This window comes from Occallatibacter gabretensis, assembly GCF_001449115.1.
GTDB classification, from domain to species: Bacteria; Acidobacteriota; Terriglobia; order Terriglobales; family Acidobacteriaceae; genus Telmatobacter; species Telmatobacter gabretensis.
In genome coordinates, this window is sequence record NZ_LAIJ01000001.1 from 24,881 (window position 1) to 49,921 (window position 25,041).

Consider the following 25,041-nt stretch of genomic DNA (forward strand, 5'->3'; position numbering starts at 1 on the left):
CCTGAGGGCTCTGCAATCGGAGATTCGCGTATGACCTCAGCCACCACTCCCGCGCTCCCCCAGGCTCCGGCCGGCGAAGCGATCATTCGTGCGGAAAAGATAGAGAAATACTATTCGCAGCCCAGCGAAAATCGTATCCAGGTCATTTCCGCAACCGATCTTGAGATCGTTCCTGGCGAAATTCTCGCTCTCCTCGGCCCCTCCGGCTCCGGCAAATCCACCATGCTCCGAATGCTTACCGGCCTTTCACGTCCCTCCGCCGGCCAGGTCTACTGGCATGAGAAGCCCATCGCCGAAGCCCAGATCAACGTCTCCATTGTCTTCCAGAGCTTCGCACTCTTCCCCTGGCTTACCGTTCTTGAAAACGTAGAAGCTCCGCTCCAGGCCCGCGGCGTCTCGCCTGATGGGCGCCGTGAGCGCAGCCTCCGCATGCTCGATACCGTCGGGCTGGCCGGTTTTGAAGCGGCTTACCCCAAGGAACTTTCCGGCGGCATGCGCCAGCGTGTCGGTTTCGCCCGAGCGCTCGTCGTCGAGCCCGAAGTTCTCTTCATGGATGAGCCATTTTCAGCCCTGGACGTCCTCACCGCCGAGAACCTCCGCTCCGAACTCCTTGAACTGTGGGCTAACAAAACCATGCCTACCAAGGCCGTCTTCATCGTCACCCACAACATTGAAGAAGCCGTTCTTCTGGCCGATCGCATTATCGTCCTGGGCCGCAATCCTGGGCATATCCGCACCGACTTCCGCGTGCAGATCCCACAGCCTCGTGACCGTAAAGCCGAGGCCTTCACGCAACTCGTCGACTACATCTACAAGGTCCTCACTCGTCCCGACGTCGTGCCGACGGAAATTCCCACCCATCCTGACGGCAAAAAAGTTCGCGACCAGCGGCAAATGCGCTACCAGATGTTGCCGCATGCCCGGCCCGGGGGCGTCGCGGGACTCCTCGAACTGGTCCTCGACAAGGGCGGGCGCGACGACATCTACCGCCTCGCCGATGATCTCGCCTTCGAAATCGACGATCTGCTTCCTATCGTCGACGCCGCTCAGCTTCTCGGTTTCCTCAAGGTTGAGGAAGGCGACGCTGCCATCACGGAATCCGGAGCTGAGTTCGCTAACTCTGAAATCCTCCATCAGAAGGAGCTCTTCCGCGAAGCAGCCACAGCCAACGTCCTGCTTCTGCGCCAGATCGTGCGGGCGCTCGAAGCCAAAAGCGACCACTCCGTGCCGGAAGACTTCTTCCTCGACATGCTCGACGAACAATTCTCCGACGAAGAAAGTCTCCGCCAGCTTGAAACCGCCATCACCTGGGGCCGCTACGCTGAACTCTTTGACTTCGACGCAGCGCGCCGCCGCTTCTTCCTGCCAAAAGAAGAGGAAGAGGAAGCCGAAGCCGCCGGAGGCGTCGAGTGAAGATTTACCATCCCTTCGCCCGCTCGCTCGTCACCGTTCGCAGCTGGCCTTTTTTCATTGATCTCGGGGTGGCGTTCTGCGGCCTCGCGCTCTTCTTCTGTGTTCTGAACACGGCTCGTTACTGGATGACCACGGCTACCCCCGTCATCCCCATCTCGCACTCCATCAGTGCGCTGCCGATGTACGCCGTCTACTCCGTCGTGCGTATCGGCATCGCATATCTGCTCAGCCTGGTGTTTGCCATCGCCTATGGCTACACCGCTGTCTATAACCCGCGCATTGAAGGCTGGATGGTGGCTGTCCTCGACATCCTGCAGTCGATCCCAGTTCTCAGCTTCCTTCCACCCATTGTTCTTGCCATGGTCAGCCTCATCCCTGGCCGCCAGCTCGGTATTGAGTTAGCAGTTATCTTCCTCATCTTCACTGGCCAGGTCTGGAATCTTGCGTTCAGCTTTTACTCCTCGCTCAAGAGCATTCCGAAGGAGATGACCGAGGCTTCGCGCATCTACCGCTACTCGCCCTGGCAGCGCTTCTGGCAGCTTGAAATGCCCTATGCCGCTATAGGCCTGGTGTGGAACTCCATTGTCTCGGTCGCCGGTGGATGGTTCGCCCTGATGCTCTGCGAAATGTTCACCATGGGTGACCGTAACTTTCAGCTTCCCGGCCTCGGCAGTTACATGCAGTCTGCGGCAGAATCCGGCGATATAACTGCCCTTTTCAGCGGCATCGGCGTAGTCGTTCTCATCGTTGTTGCCACCGATCAGCTTGTCTGGCGCCCTCTTATCGTGTGGAGCGACAAGTTCAAATTCGAGCAGGTAGAGTCCGCCGACCGGGCCACCTCGCCCATCCTTGAACTTCTCCGCCGCTCGCGCCTCTCTTTGCTGCCGGGTCAGCTGTGGGCTCGTATTGAGGAACCGGTCTACCGCCGTCTCGCCCACACCCGCGCCTGCCAAGTTGTAGAACCTATCGACGACGACAGCAGCAAACGCAAAGGGGCCGTTCTTTTCTGGGCTCTCGTTGTGGCTATCGTCATCGCCGGCGCGTGGGCCGTCATGCAGGCTCTCGTGATGCTTCGCACAGTCAGCTGGGCGGACCTTCGCGGCCTGCTGGCGGGCGCTCTGGCCACCTTCCTGCGCGTCAATGCCGCTCTGCTCATCTCCGCTGTCTGGACTATCCCCGCGGGCGTTGCTATCGGGTTCAACCAGCGGCTTGCACGCATCGTGCAGCCCGTCGCGCAGGTTCTCGCTTCTGTACCCGCTTCAGCCTTTTATCCGGTGCTTCTGCTGGGCCTGATGAAAATTGGCGGAGGGCTCGGCATCGGCTCCGTTGCGCTCATGCTTCTCGGTACGCAGTGGTACATCCTGTTCAACGTCATCGCCGGAGCCATGTCCATTCCGTCTGATCTCAAAGAGGTCACGCGGCTTTATGGCTTTACGCGCTACCAGCGCTGGACGCGTCTCATTCTGCCGGGAATTTTTCCTTATCTCATTACCGGCATGGTCACAGCCTCTGGAGGCGCCTGGAACGCCTCCGTAATGGCCGAATACGCGCACGTAAAAACAGGCATCATCCAGACTGTCGGGCTGGGCGCAGAGATCAGCTCAGCCACAGATGCGGGCAAGTTTCCGATCATCCTACTGGCCACCATCCTGATTTCGCTCATGGTTGTCACCATGAACCGTCTGATCTGGCGCCGTCTCTATCGCCTGGCTGAAACCCGCTACAAGCTCGAAGGCTAAGCTCCGGCAGCTGGGCTATTTGCCCTTGTAATCGAAGAAGAGGTCAGGGAACTCCTTCTTCAGCGCTTCGATCTTTGGCCGGTCACAGACCAGGATGTAAGGGTTGTTGGGGTTATTCAGCGCATAGTCCTGGTGATAGGACTCCGCATCGTAAAAGCCCTTCAATGGCGTCACTTGCGTCACAATCGGTTTCGGAAAGACGTGGGCCGCATCGAGCTGCGCAATGTACGCGGTGCTGATCTTCTTCTGCTCGTCTGTCAGATAAAAAATCGCGGAACGATAAGAGCTTCCTATGTCCGGTCCCTGCCGATTCAGCTGCGTCGGGTCATGCGCCACCGAGAAGAAAATCTGCAGCAGCTTTCCATACGTAATCTTCGAGGGGTCATAGATGACCTTGACTGACTCCGCGTGCCCAGTCATCTCTGTACCCACCTGTTGGTAAGTCGCAGTATCCGCCGTGCCACCTGAATAACCAGCCGTCGTCGAAGTCACGCCCTTGACCCGCTCAAAGACCGACTGAATGCCCCAGAAGCATCCTCCAGCAAAAACAGCCTCCACTTTTCCACGCGCATTGGCAAGCGGCGCGTCCTGCTGCGGAGCCGGAACCCCGAGGCGGGTTTGTGCCGGCGAGCAACCTGCGAGGGCGAGCACGAGGACGGCAGTTGAAATGGTCCAGCGGACGGAAAGGGAGCGAATCATGAAAACCTCCAGGCACTGCATCTTATATACGCTTCAACAAGCATAGAAGTTACGCCAGGTCATGTCTTTGGCTGGTTTACTCTTTCTTCAGAGGGCCTTCTCCATGATTCGCGTCGGTTTAGTCGGCTTTGGTCTCGCTGGCCGTGTTTTTCACGCCCCGCTACTCGCCTCAGTCGATGGCTACGAACTGGTTTCTGTCGTTGAACGCACCACCAACGAGGCTGAAACCCGTTATCCAGGGATTCAAACGGTCCGGAGTTTCGATGACCTGCTGGGCGATTCCTCGCTCGACCTCGTCGTCATTGCCACGCCCGGCGGCACGCACTTCGATTTCGCCCGCCGCGCTCTTGAATCCGGCAAGCACGTCGTCGTCGACAAGCCGATGGCGCTTCATTCGGCGGATATAGCCCGGATCGCCACCTTCGCTACTTCGCGAAAACTGCTCGCCGTGCCGTTTCAGAGCCGCCGCTGGGACAGCGACTTCCTGACACTTTCTCAAGTGATACATGAAGGTTCGCTGGGCCGTATCGTGAGCCTCGAATCCCGCATGGACCGCTGGAGTCCCGGCGCAACGCGCAAGCCCTGGAAGAACATACCGGAAGAAGGAGGCATTCTTCTCGATCTTGGCACGCACCTCGTCGATCAGGCTCTTGTCCTCCTCGGTAAACCTCTTGGAGTCTCCGCGGAAGTCGACCGCGAACGCTCGGGCGAAGGTTCAAACGACGCATTCACTATCCGCCTCCGCTACGCCACCTACCGCGTCACCCTCGGCTCCAATGTGCTGTCCTCGATCCCTGGCTTCCGCTATAGCCTGCGCGGCACGAAGGGGAGCTTCCGCAAGCACGGTATCGATCCGCAGGAAGCTGCTCTGGGCAAAGTCACTCGCATTGCGAGCGCCACCTGGGGACATGAGCCGATGCATGACTGGGGAGTGAAGCATATCGACCTCGATGGCGGCATTGACACGGAAACCGTCGAATCCATCCCTGGGGACTATCGCCAGTTCTACATCCGGCTACGGGAGGCCATTGCCAATGGTGCTCCGCCGCCGGCTATTCCGACTGAAGCCTGGCGCACTGCGCGCGTGCTTGAGTGGGCTGCGCAAAGCTCTGCCGAACGCCGGGAAGTTGAATGTGACTGGGATGGCGAACCGGCCTGAGAAACCTTACAGCTCCCGTCGCCCTTCCATTGCTCGCGCCATTGTTACTTCGTCGGCGTATTCAATGTCGCTGCCTGCTGGAACTCCTGTTGCAATCCGCGTGATTCGCACCGGTGTGCTTTTCAGCGCGCTGGCCAGCCACGACGCCGTTGCTTCACCTTCGAGGGTTGGGCTAGTTGCCAGGATGACTTCGTCAATCTCTCCGGCTTCCACGCGCTTTACCAGTCCTGCCGCTCGCAACTGATCCGGTCCCACGCCGTGCAGCGGGGAGAGTGTCCCATGCAGCACGTGATAAACGCCCATGTATCCACGCGTGCGCTCAACTGCCGCGATGCTCGTGGGTTCTTCCACTACGCAGACCAGCCGTTGATTGCGTGCAGGGCTGGCGCAATACACGCATGGGTCCACATCCGTCACGTTGTTGCAGATGGAGCAGAGGCGCAAGCTGTTCTTCAGGCCCTCGACGGCTTCGGCCAATGCTTTGGCGTCTGCATCTGAACCGCGCAGAATATGAAACGCGAAACGCTGAGCGCTCTTGGTGCCCACGCCGGGCAGCTTCTTCAGTTCCTCAATGAGCCTCGCCATGGGTTCCGCGTAACGTGACACGCCGCGCCCCTATCCCAATCCCGGTATGTTCAGCCCGCCGAGCAGGCTCTTTGCGCTGGCCTGCATGGCATCCTCGGCGCGGCGACCTGCGTCGTTGACTGCAGCTACGACCAGGTCTTCGAGCATCTCCACATCGGCTTTGGAGCCGCTCAGGCTCATGACAGCCGAGGGATCGATCCGGAGCTTGAGCAGCTGTTTCTTGCCGTTCATGGATGCCGTGACTGCGCCGCCGCCACTTGAGCCTTCTACGACGATCTGCTCCAGCTTATGCTGCATCTCGTCCTTCATTTTGTTGGCCTGCGACAGCATCTCGGCCATCTTCAGCGGATTCATCATGGCAAATACTCCCTACTTGGTCCGCAAATCCACTACACTGCGAACCTCGGCGTTGAAAATCTCCTTCGCCTTCTGCACCAGAGGATGATTCATGGCCTCTTCCTGGATGCTTCCGGCCAGCGGTACGGCTGAAACCGGCGCCCCAGCGGATCCGCCTTCGCCCGGCACCACCATGAAGCGGGCCGGTCCGCCAAGCCTCTGGAGCTCTCCGCGAATAATCTTCTCTGCCGGCTGATTCACTGTCAGCGCCAGCATCTTCTTGCCGAGACCTGCTGCTTCGATGCGGAGATTTCCTGCATCGAGAATCCAGTTTGCCGCGCCCAGCAGCGTGGCCGCCGACTGGTGCCCGCCACTGGCCAGCGCCTGCACGACCGCGCTGCGAAGCGCGTCCACGCTCGGTGCTTCTCCGGTTGTCGAAACCGCTTCTGGCCGCACTGCCGGCGCGGGTGCCTCTTCCACTGCTTCTTCCGGAACTGCCGCACCTACCAGGAATGGCATGGGCGCTTTGGCAGGCTCTGTCGCAGGCTCTTTGGGAGCGGTTACGGCAGCAACGCTGCTCACTGCAGTTGTCGTCGCGCTCTGCTTCATCACCGATCCGCTGTTACCCCAGCTTCCACTTCCTCCAAACGGTGAAAGGGAAGGCGTGGCACTTGGAGCTGCGGTTGGGCTCGAAGCTGGAGCGGAAGATGCTGGCCTTGGAGTCGAGGCGGGAGCAGGTCTGGATGTTGGACTGGGTGCTGAACCTTTTACCGGGATGCCCGCTGCAACGCCGCTCAGGAACTCTTCGAGCGGCAAGAGGCGCTGCGCGTGGACGAGCTTTAGAAGGCCGAGCTCGAGGTGGAAACGCTGCTCTTGCCGGAAATTCAAATCATCAAAGGTCCGCAGAACAATCTGTAGATTGCGTGTGATCTCTTCTTCTGTAAACAGCGCTGCTGTCCGGGCCGCGCGCGTGCGCTCGTCTGCTGAAATCTGCAGCAACTCCGTCTCCGCGCCGCCCAGCTTTGCCATCAGCGCATTGCGCAGGTAGCGGACCATCTGACGCGCGAGCGAGAGCGGGCTATGGCCCGCATTCAGCAACACATGCAACTGCTCCATCAGCGGCGCGGCCTGTCCTTCGGAAACCGCTTCCAGCAGTCGCTCAAAGACGGCATTCGGAACCGATCCCATCAGGTCCCGAATCTGCTCCGTCGCCAGCTTCGGCTTCCCATTTTCCAGGGGAGCCGACGCAATGGCCTGATCCATGATCGAAAGCGCATCGCGCATCGACCCGTCGCCTGCCTCGGCGAGCAATGCCAGCGCTGGCTCTTCGGCATCTACACTTTCGGCGGTGGCGATGGTCTTGAGCTGGGTGAGAATGTCTTCAAACTTCACGGCATGGAAGCTGAAGTGCTGGCAGCGCGACCGTATGGTCTGTGGAATATTCTCCGGCTCCGTCGTCGCCATCATGAAGACCACGTGCGAGGGGGGCTCTTCCAGCGTTTTGAGCAGGGCGTTGAAGGCTGCGTCTGTGATCTGATGGGCTTCGTCGAGGATGTAGATTTTGTATTTATCGCGCGCCGGGGAGTAGCGGGCGGCATCCCGCAGTTCGCGGATTTCGTCGATGCCGCGGTTGGTGGCTGCGTCGATTTCGATCACGTCGACGGCGTTGCCCTGGCGAATCTCGATGCAGGAGTCGCAGGTTCCGCATGACTCCGGTGTTGGCCGATTCTTGCTCCCAATTGCCGTGCGGCAATTCAGCGCACAGGCAAGAATTCTCGCGATTGTTGTTTTCCCGATTCCGCGATGTCCGCTGAAGATGTACCCATGGGCAATGCGGCCCTGGCTGAGCGCATTCAGAAGCGTCCGCGTTACATGGTCCTGGCCCGCCACATCGGCAAACCGCTGCGGACGATACTTTCTGGCCAGAACCTGATACCCCATAGCACTCGCTCCCTGTCATGTTCTCAAGCGATTGTATCGTTCCAGCCTAAGCGAATTTTTCACATGATTGCTACCATGCCGAGTGCGGCGCAGGATCTGCTGCCAGTCTTACTTCTTTGCTTTTTTCCGCTTTTTCACTTCTTCCACGGAAAACATTGTCCCCTTGCACTTTGGCGCTCCGCAGTTGCAGATCTGCTCATCGTCGTCGCCGTCGTAGAGGTGGTAGTCGTAGGTAATCTCGGTCCCCGCAGCAATCTCCTTGATGGCCTTGATCCACACGCGGCCCTGCACTACTTCCGTCTCGCAATTTGGCTCACAGCTATGGTTAATAAACATGGCCGTGCAGTGGCCGTCTATAACGACATCGCCTTTTCCGAGTCCAAAGAGATAGGTGAGCGGCGCGTCCTGGTACATCTCGTCCGCCTCGTCTTTGCTGATGCGCGGGCCAGTGTACTCGGCAATGCGTCTGCCCCTGCCAATGCGTGTTGTTGTGTAGCAGCCGGCGGCGTGAATTGCGGATGAGCGGACGATGAGTGCCATGCGATTGTGCGATGCTTTCCTTAGGGTGAATTTTCCGGTTGCAGACTGGACCGTATGGAACGCATCCTAACATTGATTCGCTGGTTGTAAAGGAGCAGTTGCAGTTGTCATGAATCAGCGGCATACACATCGCGCCGTTTTTGCCCAAAGATCCTGTGTATCTTTGATCGGCTTTGCGTTGTTTTTGCTGGCCGCAGGGAAGGGAATTGCCGCACAGCAGGCGCCCGCGCCCGCGCAGCAGCCCCAGCAGGCTCAGCCTCAAAAGCCTGCCGGCAACAATGATTTCCCTGAGGACACGAATAGTGTCCCCGTTGTGCCGTCGAATGGCATCAATCCTGCGGGCAACGCGTCGAACTCCGCGCCCGGCTCCGCTTCTGCTCCAGTCCCCGTTATGGCTCCGTCTGCGCTGCCCGGTGAGGATGCCGATCCTGTCCGCTCCCCCGAGGACCCGGTTGCTGAGGGACCTGCTGCGACGGGAGATGCCTCCAGCTCCAGCAGCACTGCGGGCTTAGGCCGCGCCCTTAGTCCGCCCGACGAAGATACTACCCCCCTCAACCCGGATATTGACCAGGGGAAACGCCGCCGCGGCCGCAACGCGGCGCCCCAGCCGGCTGAGCACAAAGAAACCGCTAAGGAAGACATCGACGTCGGCAATTACTACCTCAGCACCAAAAACTGGAGAGCCGCGCTCTCGCGCTTTCAGTCCGGCGTGATCCTGGCTCCGGAAGAGCCTGATGTCTACTGGGGACTTGCGGAAGCGCAGCGGAATCTTAAGGATTATGCCTCCGCCAAGGCTAACTACGAGAAGATGCTCGACTACGACCCGGATAACAAGCACGCTAAAGATGCCCGTAAGGCGCTGAAAGATCCCGATGTGGCTAATGCTACGCCGCAGAAGTAGCTAGAAGCCTGCCCATCGCAGATATGTTGCAATGATCTGCTGGCCCCACAGGCTGCTTACGATTCCGCCGATGCACAGGAAAGTTCCCAGCGGTAGTTTGCGGGTGGCCCAGGCTTCGTCATTACGCTTTGGCATTAGCAGCATTGTTACTCCCATCCCTGCGCCTATTACTACGCCGATGAAGAGCGCCAGCAGTGCTCCCGGAAGCCCGAGCCATGCTGCGAGCATTGCCATGAGCTTGACGTCGCCGAGGCCTAGGCCTTCTTTGCGGCGGATTAGCCAGTAGAGCCAACGGATGAGCAGAACCAGCGCTGCGGCAAGAAGGGCGGCGAGCAGCCGACTCAAAAGCTCTCGAAGTGGTCGAGCGGGCGTATCAAAATGCCATGCCAGCTCTTCATAAGTTGCCGCATAGACAAGCCCCAAAAGGATCGCTGGATACGTAATCAGATCGGGCAGCCATAGATGTTCGGCATCGAGTACAGCAAGGCCGACAAGAATGAAAGAAAAAATAGCGCTTCCGAGAGCGGCGACGATTGCAGCATTTTGAAATTTAGGCAAGTCGGAAATATGGACGAAGAATCTGCTGCATGCAATGCCCCACCCCCCCCCCACTGCCAGCTCCACCACCACATACCGCGCGCCAATCCACGCTCCGCATATTCGGCACCTGCCGCGCAGTGCCAGCCAGCTTACTACCGGCACATTTTCCCACCACGTCAGCGTTCTTCCGCACGCACGGCAGCGAGAGCGCGGCTTTACCACGCTCTCGCCTTCCGGCCAGCGGCTCAGGCAGACGTTGAGAAAGCTGCCAAAGACAAGTCCGAAGAGGCCGGCAAAAATTGTTCCCAGAATTCGCATTGCAGAGAGTCGAGTATAACCACCCCACGCGACAAAGTTCATCGCGTGGGGACCCCGTCTACGTTCTAACGACGCATACCCGTCCTCATCCGCTTAGCTTTACGGCTCGATGTGTAGCTTGGGTTGCTTGGCCGCAGGCAGGTTCACGCCCATAATCCCTGCTACTGTCGGCGCAATCTGCCGCATGTCGATCACGCCCAGGTCGCGCCCCTTCGCTAAGCCCTGACCCATCGCGAAAAACGAGGCCCGCATCTCCGGCATCAGTGGCCAAAAGCCGTGTGTTCCATGCACCGTCGTCTGCTCCACCACCATTCGCCCGCTGGTCGCCGCGCCTGCCACATATCCCGGCTTCATGACCACGAGAAAGGACGCGTTCGGAAACCCGCCGTGTTCGGAAACCTGTTTGTCATCGAACACCTGGTCAATCCCGTTTGCCTGGTCCGCGGCCAGCTTGTCGAGAACAGCTTTTACCTGCTCGCGTGTTGCCGTGTCCATCTTGTCCTTAAGAATGACTGCAGTCATTCCGCCGGAAGACCAGAACTGGGCTTTCCACGTAGCTGCTGGCCCAGCTGGCGTTAAATCCATCAATCCGGCCTGCGCAAAGGGGATTCCGAGATTCACGCTGTGGGTTACGTTCAGAAATCCGTGGTCGGAGACAATCACAATCTTCGTCGTTGGATCGTTCTTCAGCGCTGCTGCCATCAGTCGCGCCACCATTCCGTCTACTGCCTCTAGCGTCTTTGCCGCTTCCGCACTGAAAGCCCCGTGCTCATGTTCGGAATCATCCATCGCGCTGAGATGGATGGTCATGAATCCGGGCTTGCGGCGCCCTATAATATCGAGCGCGTACTTGGTGCGGATCTCGTCGCCGCCCTCGACTGTCGTGTTGTTACCCAGCATGTAAGGCCCAAGCCGCTGTTCCATCTCATCTAGCGCGCCCACCGGGCGAGAAATAGCGTTCATCAGGTAGCGGTCCTGTGGGTTCGTACCGCCGCCCACATTTGTTGCCCGCCAGTACTCGGGAATCAACGAATCCACGCTCGTCGCATTCACGCTGACCGGCCAGCTCACGCTGGCTGTACCGATGCCTGCCTGGTGCGCTACATCCCAGAGTGTGGCTACCTTGATGCTTTCGGCGTACCAGTACCACGCTCCGGAAAACTTCTTTTCAGGGTCAAAGAGCTGATTGTTCAAAATTCCATGTTCCGCCGGCCAGACGCCCGTAATCAGTGTTGTGTGGCTTGGATACGTCACTGTCGGCAATACGCCCACCACGCCGTCCGCGTACACGCCCTCGGTCATGAAACGCCGCAGTGTTGGAATCCGCAGCCCATGCTCATCCGCGTGGGTCACATACTCGGGCTTCAGACCGTCAATGGAAATCATCAGGACCGGAGCGGCGGCCCATGCCGTGCTGGCTGCAAATACGGCGTAGGCGAGCGCAAAAAGACGAACCACACGAAACAGCTGGCTTTGCATCATGAGACTGATTGAAACGTCTGTGATCCCTGGTTCGCTTGAAAGCCGGATGAAAAAAGTTTCGTCAACGTCTCTCTGCGGCTCCGATGGTTAGGGCTTGACGTCAAGATGGATTAATAGGCTCGGGAGGATGGCAGGCTATAAGAAATTGCACTGCGTAGGAGGACAGGTAGAAATGTTCTCCTGAGGTACGGCCGCGTTCGATACTCCACATCTGGAAGCGGGTCAGCTCATCCATGATGAGGGCGAAATTTTGTCTGTCTAATTCGTCCTGAGCAATCTCTTCCGGAAGGGAACTGCTGGTAATGAGCGTGTCCGGCGGGAACACAGTTGCTCCGATTTGTCCAAAGAGGTTGAAGAGGCCGTCGTAGTTGCCCAGATCACTCAGTGTGACTGTGCGGATACGCATGCTGCGAGGTGGGACCGCGAAGATTCCTTTGCCGGTGTATTCAATGCCCAATTCGCTTGCTTTTGCCGTGATGGCCGGTTGCTTGCTGGCTTTTGAAAACACGGCATCGAGAAATCGCGCAACCTCCGGAGTCATGAGCTTGAGCGTATCTGCAAACGAAGGACGCACGGAGCCTTCTGCGTCTGGATTTGCGGCGTTGGCCAGTAAGGCAGCCCATTTGTCGTGCAGGTCTTCGTTTTCTTCAAGCGATGCGCCTTCAAGGAGCGAAAAAAGCAGCTTGGTTGAAACTGCCTTTGGTGTAAAGCCCGCGTCAACAGCCATTTGCTCAGCTTTCTTCAAAAGCGATAGCTGTCGTCCATAGCGGTAAATGCGGATTTCATCGCGCACACGTTCTGCAATCTCGTCCGCCGCCGGCCCGAGAATTTTCTTCACGACAGCCGTAAAGGGGATCGCCATGCCAACCGCCGAGCCTGCTTTCACGAGGTCTGCGCTGTGGCGAAATATCTCGCTTGGGTCCATAGTTTTTTAATCATACGCCGAAGGTTAAGAGCGCCAGCCGGCCCGCTTCGATCGCAAGTTAAAATGAAACCAATGGACGATGTACGAAGCACAGGTAGTCCAAAACCTTCTCCTGCTGCATCAGATTCCCCACTGACTACAGATCATGGGCGGGCGGCGGCTTTATTTGAGGAATCTGTCTCCATCATGGCGCGGCTCCGTGCGCCCGATGGCTGCCCCTGGGACCGCGAACAGACTTTCGACACCATCCGCAAGTACACCCTCGAGGAAACCTACGAGGTTTTCGACGCTATTGAGCGGCGCGATTTTCCGCATCTGGCTGAGGAGCTTGGCGATCTCCTGCTACAGGTGCTCTTCTACGCCGAAATGGCTGCGAATGAAGGGCACTTCACAATCGCCGATGTGCTGGATCACCTGAACCGAAAGCTGATTCGGCGGCATCCGCATGTCTTTGGTGAGGAAGCGTCTCGCGCTGCTGGGAATCAAGCCTCTGTGGACTCCAACGCTGAGAATTCCACGCAGGTTCTGCGGAACTGGGAAGAAATTAAAGCTGCCGAAAAGGCCGCTGCTAACAAAGCCGAAGATTCTCGCCTCGACAGCGTCAATCGAGGGCTGCCGGCACTGGCTGAGGCCGCTAAACTCGGCTCTAAAGCCGCAAAATCCGGTTTTGACTGGCCTAACTGGCGCGATCTGTTACCCAAAATTGCTGAGGAGACTGCGGAGCTTGAGGTCGAAGCCAATGCCAATCCGTCCGACAAACAGAGGGTCGAATCCGAGCTGGGCGATCTTCTCTTCACCGCCGTCAATCTGGCCCGGCATCTTGGCGTCGATGCTGAGATGGCCCTTCGCGGCTGCAACCTCCGCTTTCGTCAGCGTTTTGCGGAAATGGAGCGCACTGCCTCCGGGCCTTTAGAAGAACTTTCTCCTGCAGAACTTGAAGATCTCTGGTCTAACGCAAAGAAAACATTGGCGAAAGCCAAAATCGAGCCATGACCCAACAAGCAGACTCTATCCTCATCCGCTCCTGCCAGGGCCGCGATGAATTCGAAGCCTGTGTCCGGCTCCAGATTGAGATCTGGGGCTACGACCCTGCCGACCTTATCCCCAATCGATCCTTCATGCTGGCCCAGAAGATCGGCGGGCAGGTGATGGGAGCCTTTGATACCTCGCTCCCTGGCGCGCCCGAGCAGGGGAGTGCCGCTTCGCTTATCGGCTACGCCTATGCCATTCCGGGAATCAAACCCAATAGTGAAGGCCCGCAGAGCTATCTTCATTCCCACATGCTGGCTGTCAGTGCCGCGTATCGCAACCGTGGACTCGGGGTCAGGCTCAAGCTCTCCCAGCGTCAGGAAGCCCTTTCCCGCGGTCTTCGCCACATGGAATGGACCTTCGATCCATTGGAGATCAAGAACGCTTTCCTCAATATCCACAAGCTAGGGGCCATCATTCGCCGTTATTATCCAGATTTTTATGGTGTATCCTCATCTCGTCTCCAGGGTGGGCTCCCAACTGACCGCCTGGTGGCCGAGTGGTGTCTGGATTCGCCTCATGTGATGGCAGCCGTTGAGGGCAAAGCCGGTGCCCAGTACAGAGTTGAGGAACGCATCATCGTTCCGGCTTCCATCTACCAGTGGAAGGCATCGGACAAAGACCGGGAACGCGCCGCGGCGGTTCAGCTTGAAAACCGTGGCAGGTTTCAGCAGGCCTTTGCGCGCGGGCTGGCCGTGACTGGCTTTGACCGCGACGCCGAAGGGAACGGAATCTACGAGCTTACGCAACTATCCCAAGTTGAAACGCGTATTCCATCTGTATAAGGACTTATCCAGATCATGAAAATTGACGGCATTGTTCTCCGCGAACTTCATATTCCCCTTCTTCGTCCCTTTGAAACCAGTTTCGGCGTGACGCGCGATCGTCGCGTGCTGCTTGCGGAAATCCGTTCGGAAGGCCTGACCGGCTGGGGCGAATGCACCGCGGGTGAGCATCCGCACTTTTCCTACGAATCCACTGACACTGCGTGGCACATCTTACTCCACGAGCTCGGACCTTCACTCGCCGCGGCCGAACAGGTTGAGCATGGTGGTGAAATTCCAACGATCTTCAAGCTTGTCCGCGGCCACCGCATGGCCAAGGCCACGCTTGAAAACGCCATCTGGGATCTCGAAGCCCAGCGTGAAGGAATTACGTTGGCGAGCCTTCTTGGGGGCGTGCGGGATATCATCCCCTGCGGTGTCTCGCTCGGCATTCAGAAAAGCATTCCCGATTTGCTCGCCGTCATTGAAAAAGAGCTCGCCGCCGGTTACCAGCGCATCAAGCTCAAGTGCAAGCCCGGCTGGGACGTGAAGGTCTTCGAAGCTGTGCGCAATCGATTTCCGGGGATTACTCTCAGCTGCGACGCCAATTCCGCTTACCGCCTCCGCGATGCCGATCACGTCGCTACCTGGGATGCCTTCGACCTGCTGATGATTGAGCAGCCGATGTGGCACGACGATTTCTTCTATCACTCCATTTTGCAGAAAAGACTCAATACGCCCATCTGCCTCGATGAGTCCATCAACAACCGCCGCGATGCTCTGGCGGCTATCGAGAATGAGTCCTGCCGCATTATCAACATCAAGCTTGGGCGCGTGGGGGGATTCTCTGAGGCTATCGCTGTTCACAACGCATGCCTCGAGCGCGGCGTGCCTGTCTGGTGCGGTGGAATGCTCGAGTCGGGTATTGGTCGCTCGCACAATATTGCTATTTCTTCGCTTGAGAACTACTCGCTGCCTGGGGATGTTTCGGCTTCTGCGCGGTACTGGAAAGAAGACATCATCGAGCCCGAGGTGACTGTTACGCCGCAGGGCGAGATTATCCTGCCGGATACGCCAGGGCGTGGGTATGAGGTTCGGTACGACCTGATTGAAAGGCTTACCGTCCGTAAGGAAATTGTACGTTCCTTAGTCACCGTCTAGACAGGCCATTTCTGTTCAGTGTCACTCGTAGCCTGCGGAATGGGAACCTTCGGTTCCGATTCCGCGTACACTATCCCGGCAGGGCAACTTCCGCCGCAAATCTGCGTCTCAATCCGGAGAGGCAGATTGTGCAGCAAGTCAGTATCTGCCGGAGGAAAACCTTAAGTGACTCCCCAGGAACAGCAACTCCTGACCCAGCTTACCCAGCGCATCAACCAGACCCAGCTCCAGGACAAGGATCCCGACGCCCAGAATCTTTTGGGCAAGGAGCTTGGCGCCAACCCTGACGCGCTCTATATCCTGGCGCAGACCGCCCTGATACAGGACATGGCGCTGCAGCGCGCCAACTCTCACGTTGCCGATCTCGAGAAGCAGATACAGGATCTGCAGCAGCAACTTGAGGAAGATGAGCAGCAGATTGACCAGCTTCAGCAGGTGCAGCAGCGGCAAACTCCGGCGAAGCCGACGAGCTTCCTTGGCCGGCTATTTGGTGATCCGCAGCCCGCTCCTGCGCAAGCTCAATATCAGCCCGTTCCGCAGCCCCAGCAGGGTTCACCTGCATATCAGCCTGTGCAGTATGCGCCTCAGCAGGCGCAATACGCTCAGCCGCAGTATGTTCAGGCCGTACCGATGCCGATGGGCGGTCCTATGATGGGCGGCCCGATGATGGGTGGTCCTGGCATGATGGGCGGCCAGCCGAGCTTCCTTCGTTCTGCCATGCAGACGGCGGCGGGTGTTGCTGCCGGAACGCTGGCGGTTGAAGGCATCGAATCGCTCTTCCATGGCGGGCATTCCGGCTTCGGCGGCTACGGCGGTGGTTTTGGTGGTGGCTTTGGTGGCGGCGAGCGCCCTGTTGAAGAGGTCGTCAACAACTACTACGGCGATTCTCCTGAGGACGAACGCCACGAGGGCGGCGGTGGTGATCGCTACGAAGGGGAACATCGGGAAGGCGGTGAGCGCTTCCACGACGCCAGCTATGAGACTTCGGGCAACTATGACCGGGGTGACGATCGGGGCAACGACCGCAACTACGACAGCAGTCTCAGCGACGATACTGCCGCCGCCGACGACAGCGTCTCCGATGTGCAGCTGGACGACAGCGGCAGCTACGACGACAACAGCAATGTGCAGTAGGCTTGTCGCAACAGCACTGCTTCGATAGCGTCGCAGGCGGAAGCTCTACCATCTTCCGCCTGCATCGCCTGCTGCATTTCGCCGGCCCGCCGCGTAAATGATTCCTCTTCCAGCAATCGTTTCAGCGCCTTTGCCGCTCGTTCCGCTGAATAATGTTTACGCGAAATCGTAAGCCCCGCGCCGGCGCGCACAATCCGTGCCGCCTGATCCGGCTGATCCCATCCATACGGAACAATCAGCATCGGCTTTCCCATGCGCATCGCCATCCCCGTCGTTCCCGCGCCGCCCTGGTGCACGATTACCGCGCAGCGCGCAAACACCTGCGAGTACGGCGCGTATCGCGTCACAAATACGTCCGGCGCCGTGGCGTGCTGGGACTCATCTGCCCCCACCAACAGCGCGCGCCGTCCAAGCTTTCTGGCAGCCTGAATGCTCTCCGAGTAAAAACTGCCGGGGTTATACACCGCTGTCGATCCCTGCGTAAAGGCAATCGGCGGCGCGCCATTTGCAAGAAAGCTCTCCAACTCACTTGAAAGCGTCTCTCCGGCGCTCGATTCGTCATGAAACATAAACCCCGGCTGCACCGTATTCACAGGCCAATCCGGCTGCGGCGCGGCCAGCTGCTGCGAAAACAGCGCCAGCACCAGCTCCGACGAAAACTTGTCCGCAAACAGCGGATTGCGTCCCGGCCGCAGGCCTTCCTGCTTGCGCAGGTCGCGAATCGGCTTCCACCAGTGGTTGATCGCCACCGTGCCCATACGCAGCATCGCGCGATGCGCTCGCGGCCCCATCCAGCGCAGATATTGGAGCTCCGGCACATTGGGCAGCACGGGAGGGTCATACACGGAGAAGAGTGTGCAGGGCGAAAGAATCACCGAAGCCCATGTCAGCCGCAGTTTTTCCGCTACCAGCGGAGCGGGGTACACCATCTCGCCCGCAATCATCATGTCCATCCCGTCGGCAGCTGCCAGCAGATCGGCGTATGTATCGCGCAAATGCGGCAACACCAGCTTGCGCAGCAGAATCTCCGTTCCGCGCCGCATGTCTTCGCATTGCGCTATCAGCTCCGTGTCCTGCGGATTCCAGTCTGGCCGCAACGGCCGGAATCCAAGGCCTAATCCCTCGATCTTCTCGCGGTAAAACGGCGTGCTGGCAATGTAAACGATGTGGCCACGCTGCTTCATCTCCAGTGCTATTCCAATCACTGGATGCAGATCACCCAACGAGCCAAGGCTCGTGAACAAAATTCGATATTGAGATCTCTCTATGGTCATAGCTAATTCAGTGCGTGCTTGTCGTTGCGTCCGTTGCATCAGAGCTTGTAGTCACAGCCCCTCAGTTCCGGCGTCGCCCAGTCCCCGTCCTCTTTGTTATACTTAGAGGGTTTGGCGCACAGCTGCGCTTCATATAATTACCAACACGTACTCGAGGTTTTCCCATGTCCGGCCATTCGAAATGGGCGACAATCAAACACAAAAAGGGCGCGCTCGATGCCAAGCGCGGCAAGACCTTCACCCGCCTGATTAAGGAAATCACCATTGCCGCCAAAGGTGGCGGCGGAGATCCTGACGGCAACCCGCGACTTCGCACAGCCGTCCTGGCGGCCAAAGCTGAAAATATGCCCGCCGACAACATCAAGCGCGCCATTCAGCGCGGCACAGGCGAGCTGGAAGGCGTCAACTACGAGGAAATCACCTTTGAGGGCTACGGACCCGGCGGCGTGGCCGTTGTCGTTGATACTCTCACCGACAACCGCAACCGTACCGTCAGCGAAATCCGCCACACGTTCTCGAAGAATGGCGGCAATCTCGGTTCCACCGGTTCGGTTCTGCACATGTTCTCGAAGAAGGGTCTCATCGCCATTGAAAAATCCGCGGCGGATGAAGATGCCCTGATGAACATCGTCCTTGAGCACGGTGGCGAAGACCTTAACGATGAGGGCGATAGCTGGGAGATTCTTACCGATCCCGCCTCCTACGAGTCCGTATCGGAAGCCATCAAAGCTGCCAAGATTGCCACTGTCGCCAGCCAAGTCACCATGATCGCCTCCACCTACACCAAGCTCGAAGGTGCGCAGGCCAACGCCATGATGCGCCTGCTCGACGCTCTTGAAGACTTCGACGACACTCAAAACGTCTACTCGAACTTCGACATGGATGAGGTCGAGGTCGCAGACTGAGCCGTTTCTTCAAACCAGTGAAGAAAGGCCGCCTGCATCCCCGGGCGGCCTTTTTCATGAGATGCTGAGGTCCATACCTTGCGGAGAACTACGTTGAAACCATTTCGAAATCTGCTTCTGCTCGTGCTTGCGCTTCTTCCCCTGAATCTCGCCGCTCAGGCCGCTGATCCCGTGAATCCCGTCGCAGAGGTTCGCTCGGAGAAGCCCTGGGGATTTACCCCGTTTCTCAACTATGGCAACGGCGTTGCTGACCGCTCCGACTACCGCTTCCTCATCGGCGGCGTTGAAGTGACAAAGCCCATTACGCCCGTCGTCCATGCCGGGCCGCTCAGTGGCCAGTTTGAGTTCGGCGGCAGCATTATTCCGCTTTGGCAGGCTTTTACTCCTGCGCCGCATGTGCAGACTTACAACCCGTGCCCGATTCCACTTCCTACAAACCCACAAGGAGGCTGCGAGCTGGAGGTTGGCGGCGGACATTACACCGGTTTCAGTGTTGTTCCTGTCATCTTCCGCTGGGATTTTCTGACTCATTCGTCGCGGTTTCAGCCGTGGTTCCAGGCTTCTGCGGGTGTCATCTACACCACGCACAAGTTTCCGCCGGATTACCTGGTGCCACATGGATACACCGCCGGTACTTCCGTCTGGAATTTTTCGCCTCAGGGCGGCATCGGCATCCGTTACTTCACGCGTTCCCGTCGTTCGATCGACTTTGGCGTGAATGCCGTGCACATCTCCTCCTCCTCGCTGGGTGACAAGAACCCAGGCGTCAACGCCAGCATCCAAGTTCAAGTTGGTTACACCTTCTGGAAATAGAGAAACAGTGATTCGTGGTCAGTAAACGCACTGGCATTAGCACTGACCACGAATCCCTAAGCACGCATCACTACCCACTGTTGATGAGCGAAGCGAATCCTATCGTCGAGTGTGTCCCCAACTTCTCTGAGGGAGCGGATTCGCGCAAGGTCGAGGCTATTGTCTCCGCCATGCGCGTCGATGGCGTGCATCTACTCGACTGGTCTCTGGATCCCGACCATAATCGCTCTGTTGTTACTATTGCCGGTCCGCCTTCAGCAGTTATCGAATCCGCCGTCCGTGGAGCAGGGAAGGCTGCCGAGCTCATTGACCTCACTGTCCAGCAGGGCGTTCACCCTCGCATTGGCGCGGCAGACGTCATCCCTTTCGTCCCCATCTCTGGCATCAAGCTTGATCAGTGTGCTTTGCTTGCCCGCCAGGCCGGTATGGAGATATGGCGGCGTTTTGGCGTTCCCGTCTACTTCTATGAAGCCGCCGCTTCGCGTCCGGATCGCTCCAACCTTGAGGATGTCCGCAAAGGTCAGTTTGAAGGCTTGCGCGATGTCGTTCGCAAGGATTCCTCGCGCCGTCCCGACGTCGGCGGTCCCACTCTCCATGCCACCGCCGGAGCCTCTGCAGTAGGCGCTCGCAAATTCCTTGTCGCCTACAACATTTTCCTCAACACTTCAGATGTCGCTATCGCCCGTGCCATCGCCAAAGATATCCGCGCCTCTGCCGGCGGCCTCAAAGGCGTCAAAGCCCTCGGAGTTCTGGTCCATGGCCGCGCCCAGCTCACGATGAACATCACGGACTTTGAGGTTACGCCGATCTCGCGCGTCCATGCTCGTGTTACTGCCCTTGCTGCACGCCATAAAACCGCCCTTGCTGAAGGCGAAATCATAGGCCTGGTCCCCAACGCCGCTTGCGAGCATAACTCCGACTGGATGGGGCAACTCGGCCACTTCGATCCCGCCACTAAAATTCTCGAGCGGCGCCTCGAAAACCCGCTCCCATGGCCAAATGGCGCCAGATAAACCTTTCCGCGGCAGCATTTATGAGCGGCTAAAGTAGCCGTCGCGTCTTATTTGGTAGAACGGTACAATAAGTATCAGAAGGAAACCTGCTCTTGCGTAACTCTTTTAAAATCATTCCCGCCCTCGTCCTCGCGCTGTGTGCTGCAGCTTCTCATGCCGCCCAGCTCTCCTCGGACGCGCGCGCTGCCATTCCCCGCGACGTTCGCCAGCTCGTTGTCATTGACTATCGCGCCATGCAGAACTCCGACACGGCCATGCAGCTCCGCGACCGTGTCATGCCCCCCGAACTCAAGCAGTTCGACGAGGCGCTTCGCAAGTCCGGCCTCAATGACAACCACGATGTCGATCAGCTTGCCTTTGCGCTCTTCCATGCCGCCAGCAGCAAGGATGCCGACGAAAATGTCACCCTAGGCATCGCCCAAGGCCAATTCGATACGGATACCGTCATTGCCGGCTTCAAAAAGCGCGCGGTCAAGCCCCAGCTCATCCGCACGAACAAGATCTACCCCATGGCCAAGTCCGGCATGATGCTCTGCTTCCTCGATCAGTCCACCATGATCTTTGGCGGGATTGACGCCATCAAGGCATCTCTGGATGCGCATGACGGGAATCAGCAGAGTCTGCTTGCCAACCAGGCCCTCATGGATGCGATGCACTCCACTGACTCGGAAGCTCTGTGGAGCGTCCTTGACGCAGCGGGCACGCAGAACATGATGAAATCGGTTCTCGGCGAAGCCGGGTCCGTCGCTGACTACGAATCTGTCCGTAAGCGCCTTCAGGTCTCCTGGTATGGCATGGACTTTACCCATGGCGTCAAGTTCAATCTCACTATTGTGACCGGCGACAGCTTTGCCGCCGCAACCATCTCCTCGCTGCTCAACGCCGCCGTCCTTTACAAGAAGACCACTGGCGATACCACGGAAAAGGTAGCTCTGGCCGACACCAACGTCACCTCCAGCGCCGGTAAGCTCCTGGTCTCGTTCTCCGCTTCAGACTCGGACTTCGCCAGCCTGCTTAAATCCTCTCTCTTCCAGAGCATGGTTCGATAAATCCGAGAGAACGGAATCGAAAACCCAAGCCTCGCGGATCATGGTGAGGCTTTGGTTTTTTGTGTCTGGGATGGACTTTATGGTTTTGTTTTTATCTATAGCGAGATTTCCATTTCTTCGGTTCCTCGCCTCGCGTGTTACTGTGATTCCTTAGATACATGGGCGCCGAATTCGACACTAGATTCTTGAAGCAATGAGCTCACCTGCGGAGCAGCTTTTCAGCCAGGCCATCGATATGTCTCCCGAGCAGCGCGCGGAGTTTCTCGCAGCCGCCTGTCAGGGTGATCCTGCGCTCCGCCAGACTGTAGAAACTCTCCTCGTCGAAAATGATCGGCGTGAGAATCCTTCCGTTACTCCGCTGCTTGATAGCAATGCCACTGCGCCTCCGGTCGATTTTCTCGCCGACGGCAGCCGCATCGGCCGCTACACCATCGTCCAGCCGATCGGCATGGGCGGCATGGGCGTTGTCTATCGCGCCCGCGATGAAAAGCTCGAGCGCGAAGTTGCCATCAAAATGCTTTCTCCCGGCGTGCTGTCGAATAGTGAAGCCCGCCGACGCTTCCGCATTGAAGCTCTCGCCCTGGCCCGTCTTAATCATCCTCATATTGCCGCCGTCTATGACGCGGGCGAACAGGACGGCCAGGATTACATCGTGATGGAGCTGGTTCACGGCGAGACGCTCTCAAACCGCCTTCGCAGCCGTGGCCCACTCGACATCTACACTGCCTCGCAGATCGTGCTCGAAGTTTTGGACGCTCTTCGAGAAGCTCATGCTCAGGGCGTCGTGCACCGGGACCTCAAGCCGGGCAATATCATGGTTAACTCCCGCGGCCATGCCAAGGTCCTCGACTTCGGCCTGGCCCGCATACTCCAGGCCGACCCGAGCGCCACGCAAACCCAGGGCATTGCCGGTACGCCGATGTACATGTCGCCCGAGCAGGCCCTTGGGACGCCAGTGGACGCCCGCACAGATCTCTGGAGTCTGGGCGTTATCTTCTACGAAACCCTCACCGGCCAGCCGCCCTTTCGCTCAGAGAGCACTCTCGGCCTTCTTCGCGCCATCACGCAGTCCCCGCTTACCCACGCGCGCCAGCTCCGCCCTGATCTCCCGCCCATTGCCGACGCCATTCTCACCCGTGCGCTTGAAAAAGATCCCGGTAAGCGCTATCAGTCCGCTGAAGAGATGCATCGCGATCTCGCGTCTCTGGTCAAGCCGCCTGAGGCTGTAGCCCGTCCTCGCTGGCAGCAGCCGAAGTGGATGCTTGCGGGCTTCGCGCTCATTCTTGTCGCAGCAGCCATCGGCGGGTGGGTCCTTTGGCGTCACGTTGCAGAGCAGCGTTGGGCGCGCGACGAGGCTCCTGCACAAATCGAGGCTGAGTTCTCCGCCTGGCATCCGCTCGAAGCGCAAGCCTTGCTCGCACGCGCGCAGAAGGCGCTGCCCTCTGATCCCGTGCTTCAGCAGATCGAAGAGAAAAACACGCTCCTTGTAACTGTTACTTCCGATCCCGCCGGAGCCACCGTCGCCATCCAGGACTACGTTCTTCCGCAAAGTCCATGGAAGACACTCGGACCCACGCCGCTCACGAAGATCCGCATCCCCAAAGCACAATTCCGCTGGAAGCTGACCGCGCCCGGTGGGCAGGAAACCATCCTCGCCCCGCCAACGGATGAAGCGATGAACTTCCCGCTTGCCAGGATCTCCGCCGCGCCTGCCGGCATGGCTTACGTCCCGGCTGGAAACTTCGCGGACTACGTTGTATTTCTCGGCTGGCTTGCTCCAGCACCGCTGCCCGCCTTCTACATCGATCGGACAGAAGTTACCAATCGTGCTTATCAGCAGTTCGTCGATGCCGGGGGCTACTCCAACGCAAAGTACTGGCCCGTGCAGATTGAAAAAGATGGCCGCTCGATCCCATGGAGCGTTGTTGCCGCTGATTTCACGGATGCCAGCGGCCGCCCCGGTCCCGCAACATGGACCGCCGGTCACTACCCGGAAGGACAGGCCGATAATCCCGTTGCCGGTGTCAGTTGGTATGAAGCCGCAGCCTACGCCGCATGGGCCGGCAAGAGCTTGCCCGTGCTGAGCCAGTATTACCGCGCCTCACCGCCGGAACTCACAGGCCCCACAGCCGCCATGAGCAATCTCGGCGGATCCGCAGTCGCACCCGTCGGCACATTCAAAGGCCTCGGTCCGTACGGCACCCTTGATATGGCCGGCAATGTCCGCGAGTGGATCGCCAATACCGTCGACGACCAGCTGCGCTTCGCCCTCGGAGGTTCATGGCAGTCCGCGGCCTACATGTCGAACGAGCCGGAGGCTTTCTCGCCTCTCGATCGCACTGCGGGCACAGGATTCCGCTGCGTGCGTAACCTCGGGCCGCTTCCCGATTCCGCAGTCAGGCCTTTCCACCGCACTTTGCGTGATTTCTCCGCTTACAAGCCTGCCAGTGACGACGTCTTTCGCGCCTACAAAGTCATGTACGACTACATCAAGACGCCGCTCACCCCGCAAGATCTCGGCATTGTGAAAGAGACCGCCGACTGGCGCGAAGAGAAGATCGTTATCGACACGGCGTACAACGGCGAGCGCATGGCCATCTACCTCTTTCTGCCCAAGCGCGTGCAGCCGCCCTATCAGACTGTGCTCTTCTTTCCCAGCGCGCGCGTCTACTTTCAGCCGCCGGATTCTGCTGACCTCGGAGATATCCAGTTCTTCGATTACGTTGTGCAGAGTGGCCGCGCTGTCGCTTATCCCGTTTATGAAGATACCTATGAGCGCCGTCTCAAGTACTCGATGCCGGGCGGCTCACAGGCCCTCGCCCTCACCGCCGATTGGTACAAGGACGCGGCGCGCACCCTCGACTTTCTCGAAACCCGCAAAGACATCGATTCCAGCCGCCTGGCCTATCTAGGCGTAAGCATGGGCGCAGCAGATGGCGTCATCGTATCCACGCTTCTGCAGGACCGGCTCAAAGCCGTCGTCTGGCTCGACGGCGGCTACTTCATCGAGCATCCACCTGCCGGCGGCGACCAGGCCGACTTCGCCCCGCGCATGAAGAAGCCCGTGCTCATGGTCAACGGCAGGTATGATTACGACTTTCCGCTTGATCAGGCGCAGACCCCGCTCTTCAACATGCTCGGCACGACTGCCTCGGATAAAAGCCATGTCGTTATGGACACTCCGCACGATGTCACGGAAAACCGCCCCGTCCTTGTGCATTCGGTGATTGCCTGGCTGAATAAATACCTCGGCAAGATCTCCGAGTAGTCGCCGTCCCTGCATTGATCTGCAAAAAATTCGGCGGACTGCAAATCAAAGTG

At 58.5% G+C, this 25,041-nt stretch carries 22 protein-coding genes; 13 read left to right on the plus strand and 9 right to left on the minus strand.

All coding sequences use genetic code 11. From position 1 onward, the window contains the following. Positions 1-30 precede the first annotated feature (30 nt). Together VO84_RS00075 and VO84_RS00080 are read left to right on the plus strand one after the other, a co-directional pair. On the plus strand, positions 31-1,413 hold the full coding sequence (locus VO84_RS00075) for an ABC transporter ATP-binding protein (RefSeq protein ID WP_058185209.1): 1,383 nt from the start codon (positions 31-33) through the stop codon (positions 1,411-1,413). After that, positions 1,410-3,152 carry an ABC transporter permease gene (locus tag VO84_RS00080; protein ID WP_058185211.1) on the plus strand — a complete coding sequence of 581 codons (1,743 nt, stop codon included), beginning with the start codon at positions 1,410-1,412 and terminating at the stop codon, positions 3,150-3,152. The genes VO84_RS00075 and VO84_RS00080 overlap by 4 nt, the downstream gene beginning before the upstream one ends. Before the next feature lie 15 nt (positions 3,153-3,167). Here the strand turns inward: VO84_RS00080 and msrA are convergent, their stop codons facing one another. Further along, the gene (gene msrA / locus VO84_RS00085) at positions 3,168-3,851 is read right to left on the minus strand and encodes a peptide-methionine (S)-S-oxide reductase MsrA (RefSeq protein WP_058185213.1); all 684 of its coding nucleotides are present in this window, start codon (positions 3,849-3,851) and stop codon (positions 3,168-3,170) included. Positions 3,852-3,954: 103 nt separating this feature from the next. On the opposite strand from msrA, the gene VO84_RS00090 reads away from it, so the two are divergent. Continuing rightward, on the plus strand, positions 3,955-5,010 hold the full coding sequence (locus tag VO84_RS00090; protein WP_058185214.1) for a Gfo/Idh/MocA family oxidoreductase: 1,056 nt from the start codon (positions 3,955-3,957) through the stop codon (positions 5,008-5,010). A 6-nt stretch (positions 5,011-5,016) separates the two neighbouring features. On the opposite strand, the gene recR is transcribed toward VO84_RS00090, so the two are convergent. From recR to VO84_RS00110, 4 genes are all read right to left on the minus strand, one after another. Next, entirely contained in the window at positions 5,017-5,616 is a 600-nt protein-coding gene (gene recR, locus VO84_RS00095) for a recombination mediator RecR (RefSeq protein WP_058185216.1), read from the minus strand. Positions 5,617-5,625: 9 nt separating this feature from the next. Then, positions 5,626-5,952: a YbaB/EbfC family nucleoid-associated protein gene (locus VO84_RS00100; RefSeq protein WP_331458374.1), complete on the minus strand. Its 327-nt coding sequence runs from the start codon at positions 5,950-5,952 to the stop codon at positions 5,626-5,628. 12 nt (positions 5,953-5,964) lie between these two features. Beyond that, positions 5,965-7,872: a DNA polymerase III subunit gamma/tau gene (gene dnaX, locus VO84_RS00105; RefSeq protein ID WP_058185219.1), complete on the minus strand. Its 1,908-nt coding sequence runs from the start codon at positions 7,870-7,872 to the stop codon at positions 5,965-5,967. A 108-nt stretch (positions 7,873-7,980) separates the two neighbouring features. Further along, the gene (locus VO84_RS00110) at positions 7,981-8,412 is read right to left on the minus strand and encodes an SET domain-containing protein (protein ID WP_058185221.1); all 432 of its coding nucleotides are present in this window, start codon (positions 8,410-8,412) and stop codon (positions 7,981-7,983) included. 109 nt (positions 8,413-8,521) lie between these two features. Here VO84_RS00110 and VO84_RS00115 point away from each other — a divergent pair, with 109 nt between their 5' ends. Then, positions 8,522-9,313: a tetratricopeptide repeat protein gene (locus VO84_RS00115; protein WP_058185223.1), complete on the plus strand. Its 792-nt coding sequence runs from the start codon at positions 8,522-8,524 to the stop codon at positions 9,311-9,313. Here the strand turns inward: VO84_RS00115 and VO84_RS00120 are convergent, their stop codons facing one another. The 3 genes from VO84_RS00120 to VO84_RS00130 form a co-directional block, all read right to left on the minus strand. Then, positions 9,314-10,171 carry a prepilin peptidase gene (locus VO84_RS00120; protein ID WP_197413836.1) on the minus strand — a complete coding sequence of 286 codons (858 nt, stop codon included), beginning with the start codon at positions 10,169-10,171 and terminating at the stop codon, positions 9,314-9,316. It lies immediately after the preceding gene. Between the two features lie 99 nt (positions 10,172-10,270). Beyond that, entirely contained in the window at positions 10,271-11,653 is a 1,383-nt protein-coding gene (locus VO84_RS00125; protein WP_058185228.1) for an alkaline phosphatase family protein, read from the minus strand. A gap of 100 nt (positions 11,654-11,753) precedes the next feature. Then, complete coding sequence (locus VO84_RS00130) at positions 11,754-12,578, minus strand: Abi-alpha family protein (protein ID WP_058185229.1); 825 nt, start codon at positions 12,576-12,578, stop codon at positions 11,754-11,756. Between the two features lie 72 nt (positions 12,579-12,650). On the opposite strand from VO84_RS00130, the gene mazG reads away from it, so the two are divergent. The 4 genes from mazG (at position 12,651) to VO84_RS00150 (ending at position 16,666) form a co-directional block, all read left to right on the plus strand. Next, positions 12,651-13,571 carry a nucleoside triphosphate pyrophosphohydrolase gene (gene mazG / locus VO84_RS00135; RefSeq protein ID WP_082661562.1) on the plus strand — a complete coding sequence of 307 codons (921 nt, stop codon included), beginning with the start codon at positions 12,651-12,653 and terminating at the stop codon, positions 13,569-13,571. Beyond that, positions 13,568-14,392 (plus strand): acetyltransferase, encoded by an 825-nt coding sequence (locus VO84_RS00140; protein WP_058185233.1) that lies wholly within the window; start codon positions 13,568-13,570, stop codon positions 14,390-14,392. The genes mazG and VO84_RS00140 overlap by 4 nt, the downstream gene beginning before the upstream one ends. A 15-nt stretch (positions 14,393-14,407) precedes the next feature. Further along, positions 14,408-15,532, plus strand: coding sequence for an o-succinylbenzoate synthase (gene menC, locus VO84_RS00145; RefSeq protein WP_058185234.1), 1,125 nt, complete (start codon positions 14,408-14,410; stop codon positions 15,530-15,532). 165 nt (positions 15,533-15,697) lie between these two features. Then, positions 15,698-16,666: a DUF2076 domain-containing protein gene (locus VO84_RS00150; protein WP_058185235.1), complete on the plus strand. Its 969-nt coding sequence runs from the start codon at positions 15,698-15,700 to the stop codon at positions 16,664-16,666. On the opposite strand, the gene VO84_RS00155 is transcribed toward VO84_RS00150, so the two are convergent. Next, positions 16,639-17,910: a glycosyltransferase gene (locus tag VO84_RS00155; RefSeq protein WP_197413837.1), complete on the minus strand. Its 1,272-nt coding sequence runs from the start codon at positions 17,908-17,910 to the stop codon at positions 16,639-16,641. The genes VO84_RS00150 and VO84_RS00155 overlap by 28 nt on opposite strands. 194 nt (positions 17,911-18,104) lie before the next feature. Between VO84_RS00155 and VO84_RS00160 the strand changes: the two genes are divergently transcribed. The 5 genes from VO84_RS00160 to VO84_RS00180 all read left to right on the plus strand — a co-directional run bounded on the left by VO84_RS00160 (position 18,105) and on the right by VO84_RS00180 (position 24,988). After that, on the plus strand, positions 18,105-18,845 hold the full coding sequence (locus tag VO84_RS00160; protein WP_058185239.1) for a YebC/PmpR family DNA-binding transcriptional regulator: 741 nt from the start codon (positions 18,105-18,107) through the stop codon (positions 18,843-18,845). A gap of 93 nt (positions 18,846-18,938) precedes the next feature. Then, positions 18,939-19,658 (plus strand): acyloxyacyl hydrolase, encoded by a 720-nt coding sequence (locus tag VO84_RS00165; protein ID WP_058185241.1) that lies wholly within the window; start codon positions 18,939-18,941, stop codon positions 19,656-19,658. An 83-nt stretch (positions 19,659-19,741) separates the two neighbouring features. Then, positions 19,742-20,671: a glutamate formimidoyltransferase gene (ftcD, locus tag VO84_RS00170; protein ID WP_058185242.1), complete on the plus strand. Its 930-nt coding sequence runs from the start codon at positions 19,742-19,744 to the stop codon at positions 20,669-20,671. A gap of 92 nt (positions 20,672-20,763) precedes the next feature. Continuing rightward, positions 20,764-21,720, plus strand: coding sequence for a hypothetical protein (locus VO84_RS00175; RefSeq protein ID WP_058185244.1), 957 nt, complete (start codon positions 20,764-20,766; stop codon positions 21,718-21,720). A 193-nt stretch (positions 21,721-21,913) separates the two neighbouring features. Continuing rightward, on the plus strand, positions 21,914-24,988 hold the full coding sequence (locus tag VO84_RS00180; protein ID WP_058185246.1) for a bifunctional serine/threonine-protein kinase/formylglycine-generating enzyme family protein: 3,075 nt from the start codon (positions 21,914-21,916) through the stop codon (positions 24,986-24,988). Positions 24,989-25,041 lie beyond the last annotated feature (53 nt).

Bases quoted from the DNA above. Each gene is read 5' to 3' on its own strand.
- VO84_RS00075 (WP_058185209.1), top strand. From the start codon at position 31: ATGACCTCAGCCACCACTCCCGCGCTCCCCCAGGCTCCGGCCGGCGAA.
- msrA (WP_058185213.1), bottom strand. From the start codon at position 3,851: ATGATTCGCTCCCTTTCCGTCCGCTGGACCATTTCAACTGCCGTCCTC.
- VO84_RS00090 (WP_058185214.1), top strand. From the start codon at position 3,955: ATGATTCGCGTCGGTTTAGTCGGCTTTGGTCTCGCTGGCCGTGTTTTT.
- VO84_RS00100 (WP_331458374.1), bottom strand. From the start codon at position 5,952: ATGATGAATCCGCTGAAGATGGCCGAGATGCTGTCGCAGGCCAACAAA.
- dnaX (WP_058185219.1), bottom strand. From the start codon at position 7,872: ATGGGGTATCAGGTTCTGGCCAGAAAGTATCGTCCGCAGCGGTTTGCC.
- VO84_RS00110 (WP_058185221.1), bottom strand. From the start codon at position 8,412: ATGGCACTCATCGTCCGCTCATCCGCAATTCACGCCGCCGGCTGCTAC.
- VO84_RS00115 (WP_058185223.1), top strand. From the start codon at position 8,522: ATGAATCAGCGGCATACACATCGCGCCGTTTTTGCCCAAAGATCCTGT.
- VO84_RS00120 (WP_197413836.1), bottom strand. From the start codon at position 10,171: ATGCGAATTCTGGGAACAATTTTTGCCGGCCTCTTCGGACTTGTCTTT.
- VO84_RS00125 (WP_058185228.1), bottom strand. From the start codon at position 11,653: ATGATGCAAAGCCAGCTGTTTCGTGTGGTTCGTCTTTTTGCGCTCGCC.
- VO84_RS00130 (WP_058185229.1), bottom strand. From the start codon at position 12,578: ATGGACCCAAGCGAGATATTTCGCCACAGCGCAGACCTCGTGAAAGCA.
- mazG (WP_082661562.1), top strand. From the start codon at position 12,651: ATGGACGATGTACGAAGCACAGGTAGTCCAAAACCTTCTCCTGCTGCA.
- VO84_RS00140 (WP_058185233.1), top strand. From the start codon at position 13,568: ATGACCCAACAAGCAGACTCTATCCTCATCCGCTCCTGCCAGGGCCGC.
- menC (WP_058185234.1), top strand. From the start codon at position 14,408: ATGAAAATTGACGGCATTGTTCTCCGCGAACTTCATATTCCCCTTCTT.
- VO84_RS00160 (WP_058185239.1), top strand. From the start codon at position 18,105: ATGTCCGGCCATTCGAAATGGGCGACAATCAAACACAAAAAGGGCGCG.
- ftcD (WP_058185242.1), top strand. From the start codon at position 19,742: ATGAGCGAAGCGAATCCTATCGTCGAGTGTGTCCCCAACTTCTCTGAG.
- VO84_RS00180 (WP_058185246.1), top strand. From the start codon at position 21,914: ATGAGCTCACCTGCGGAGCAGCTTTTCAGCCAGGCCATCGATATGTCT.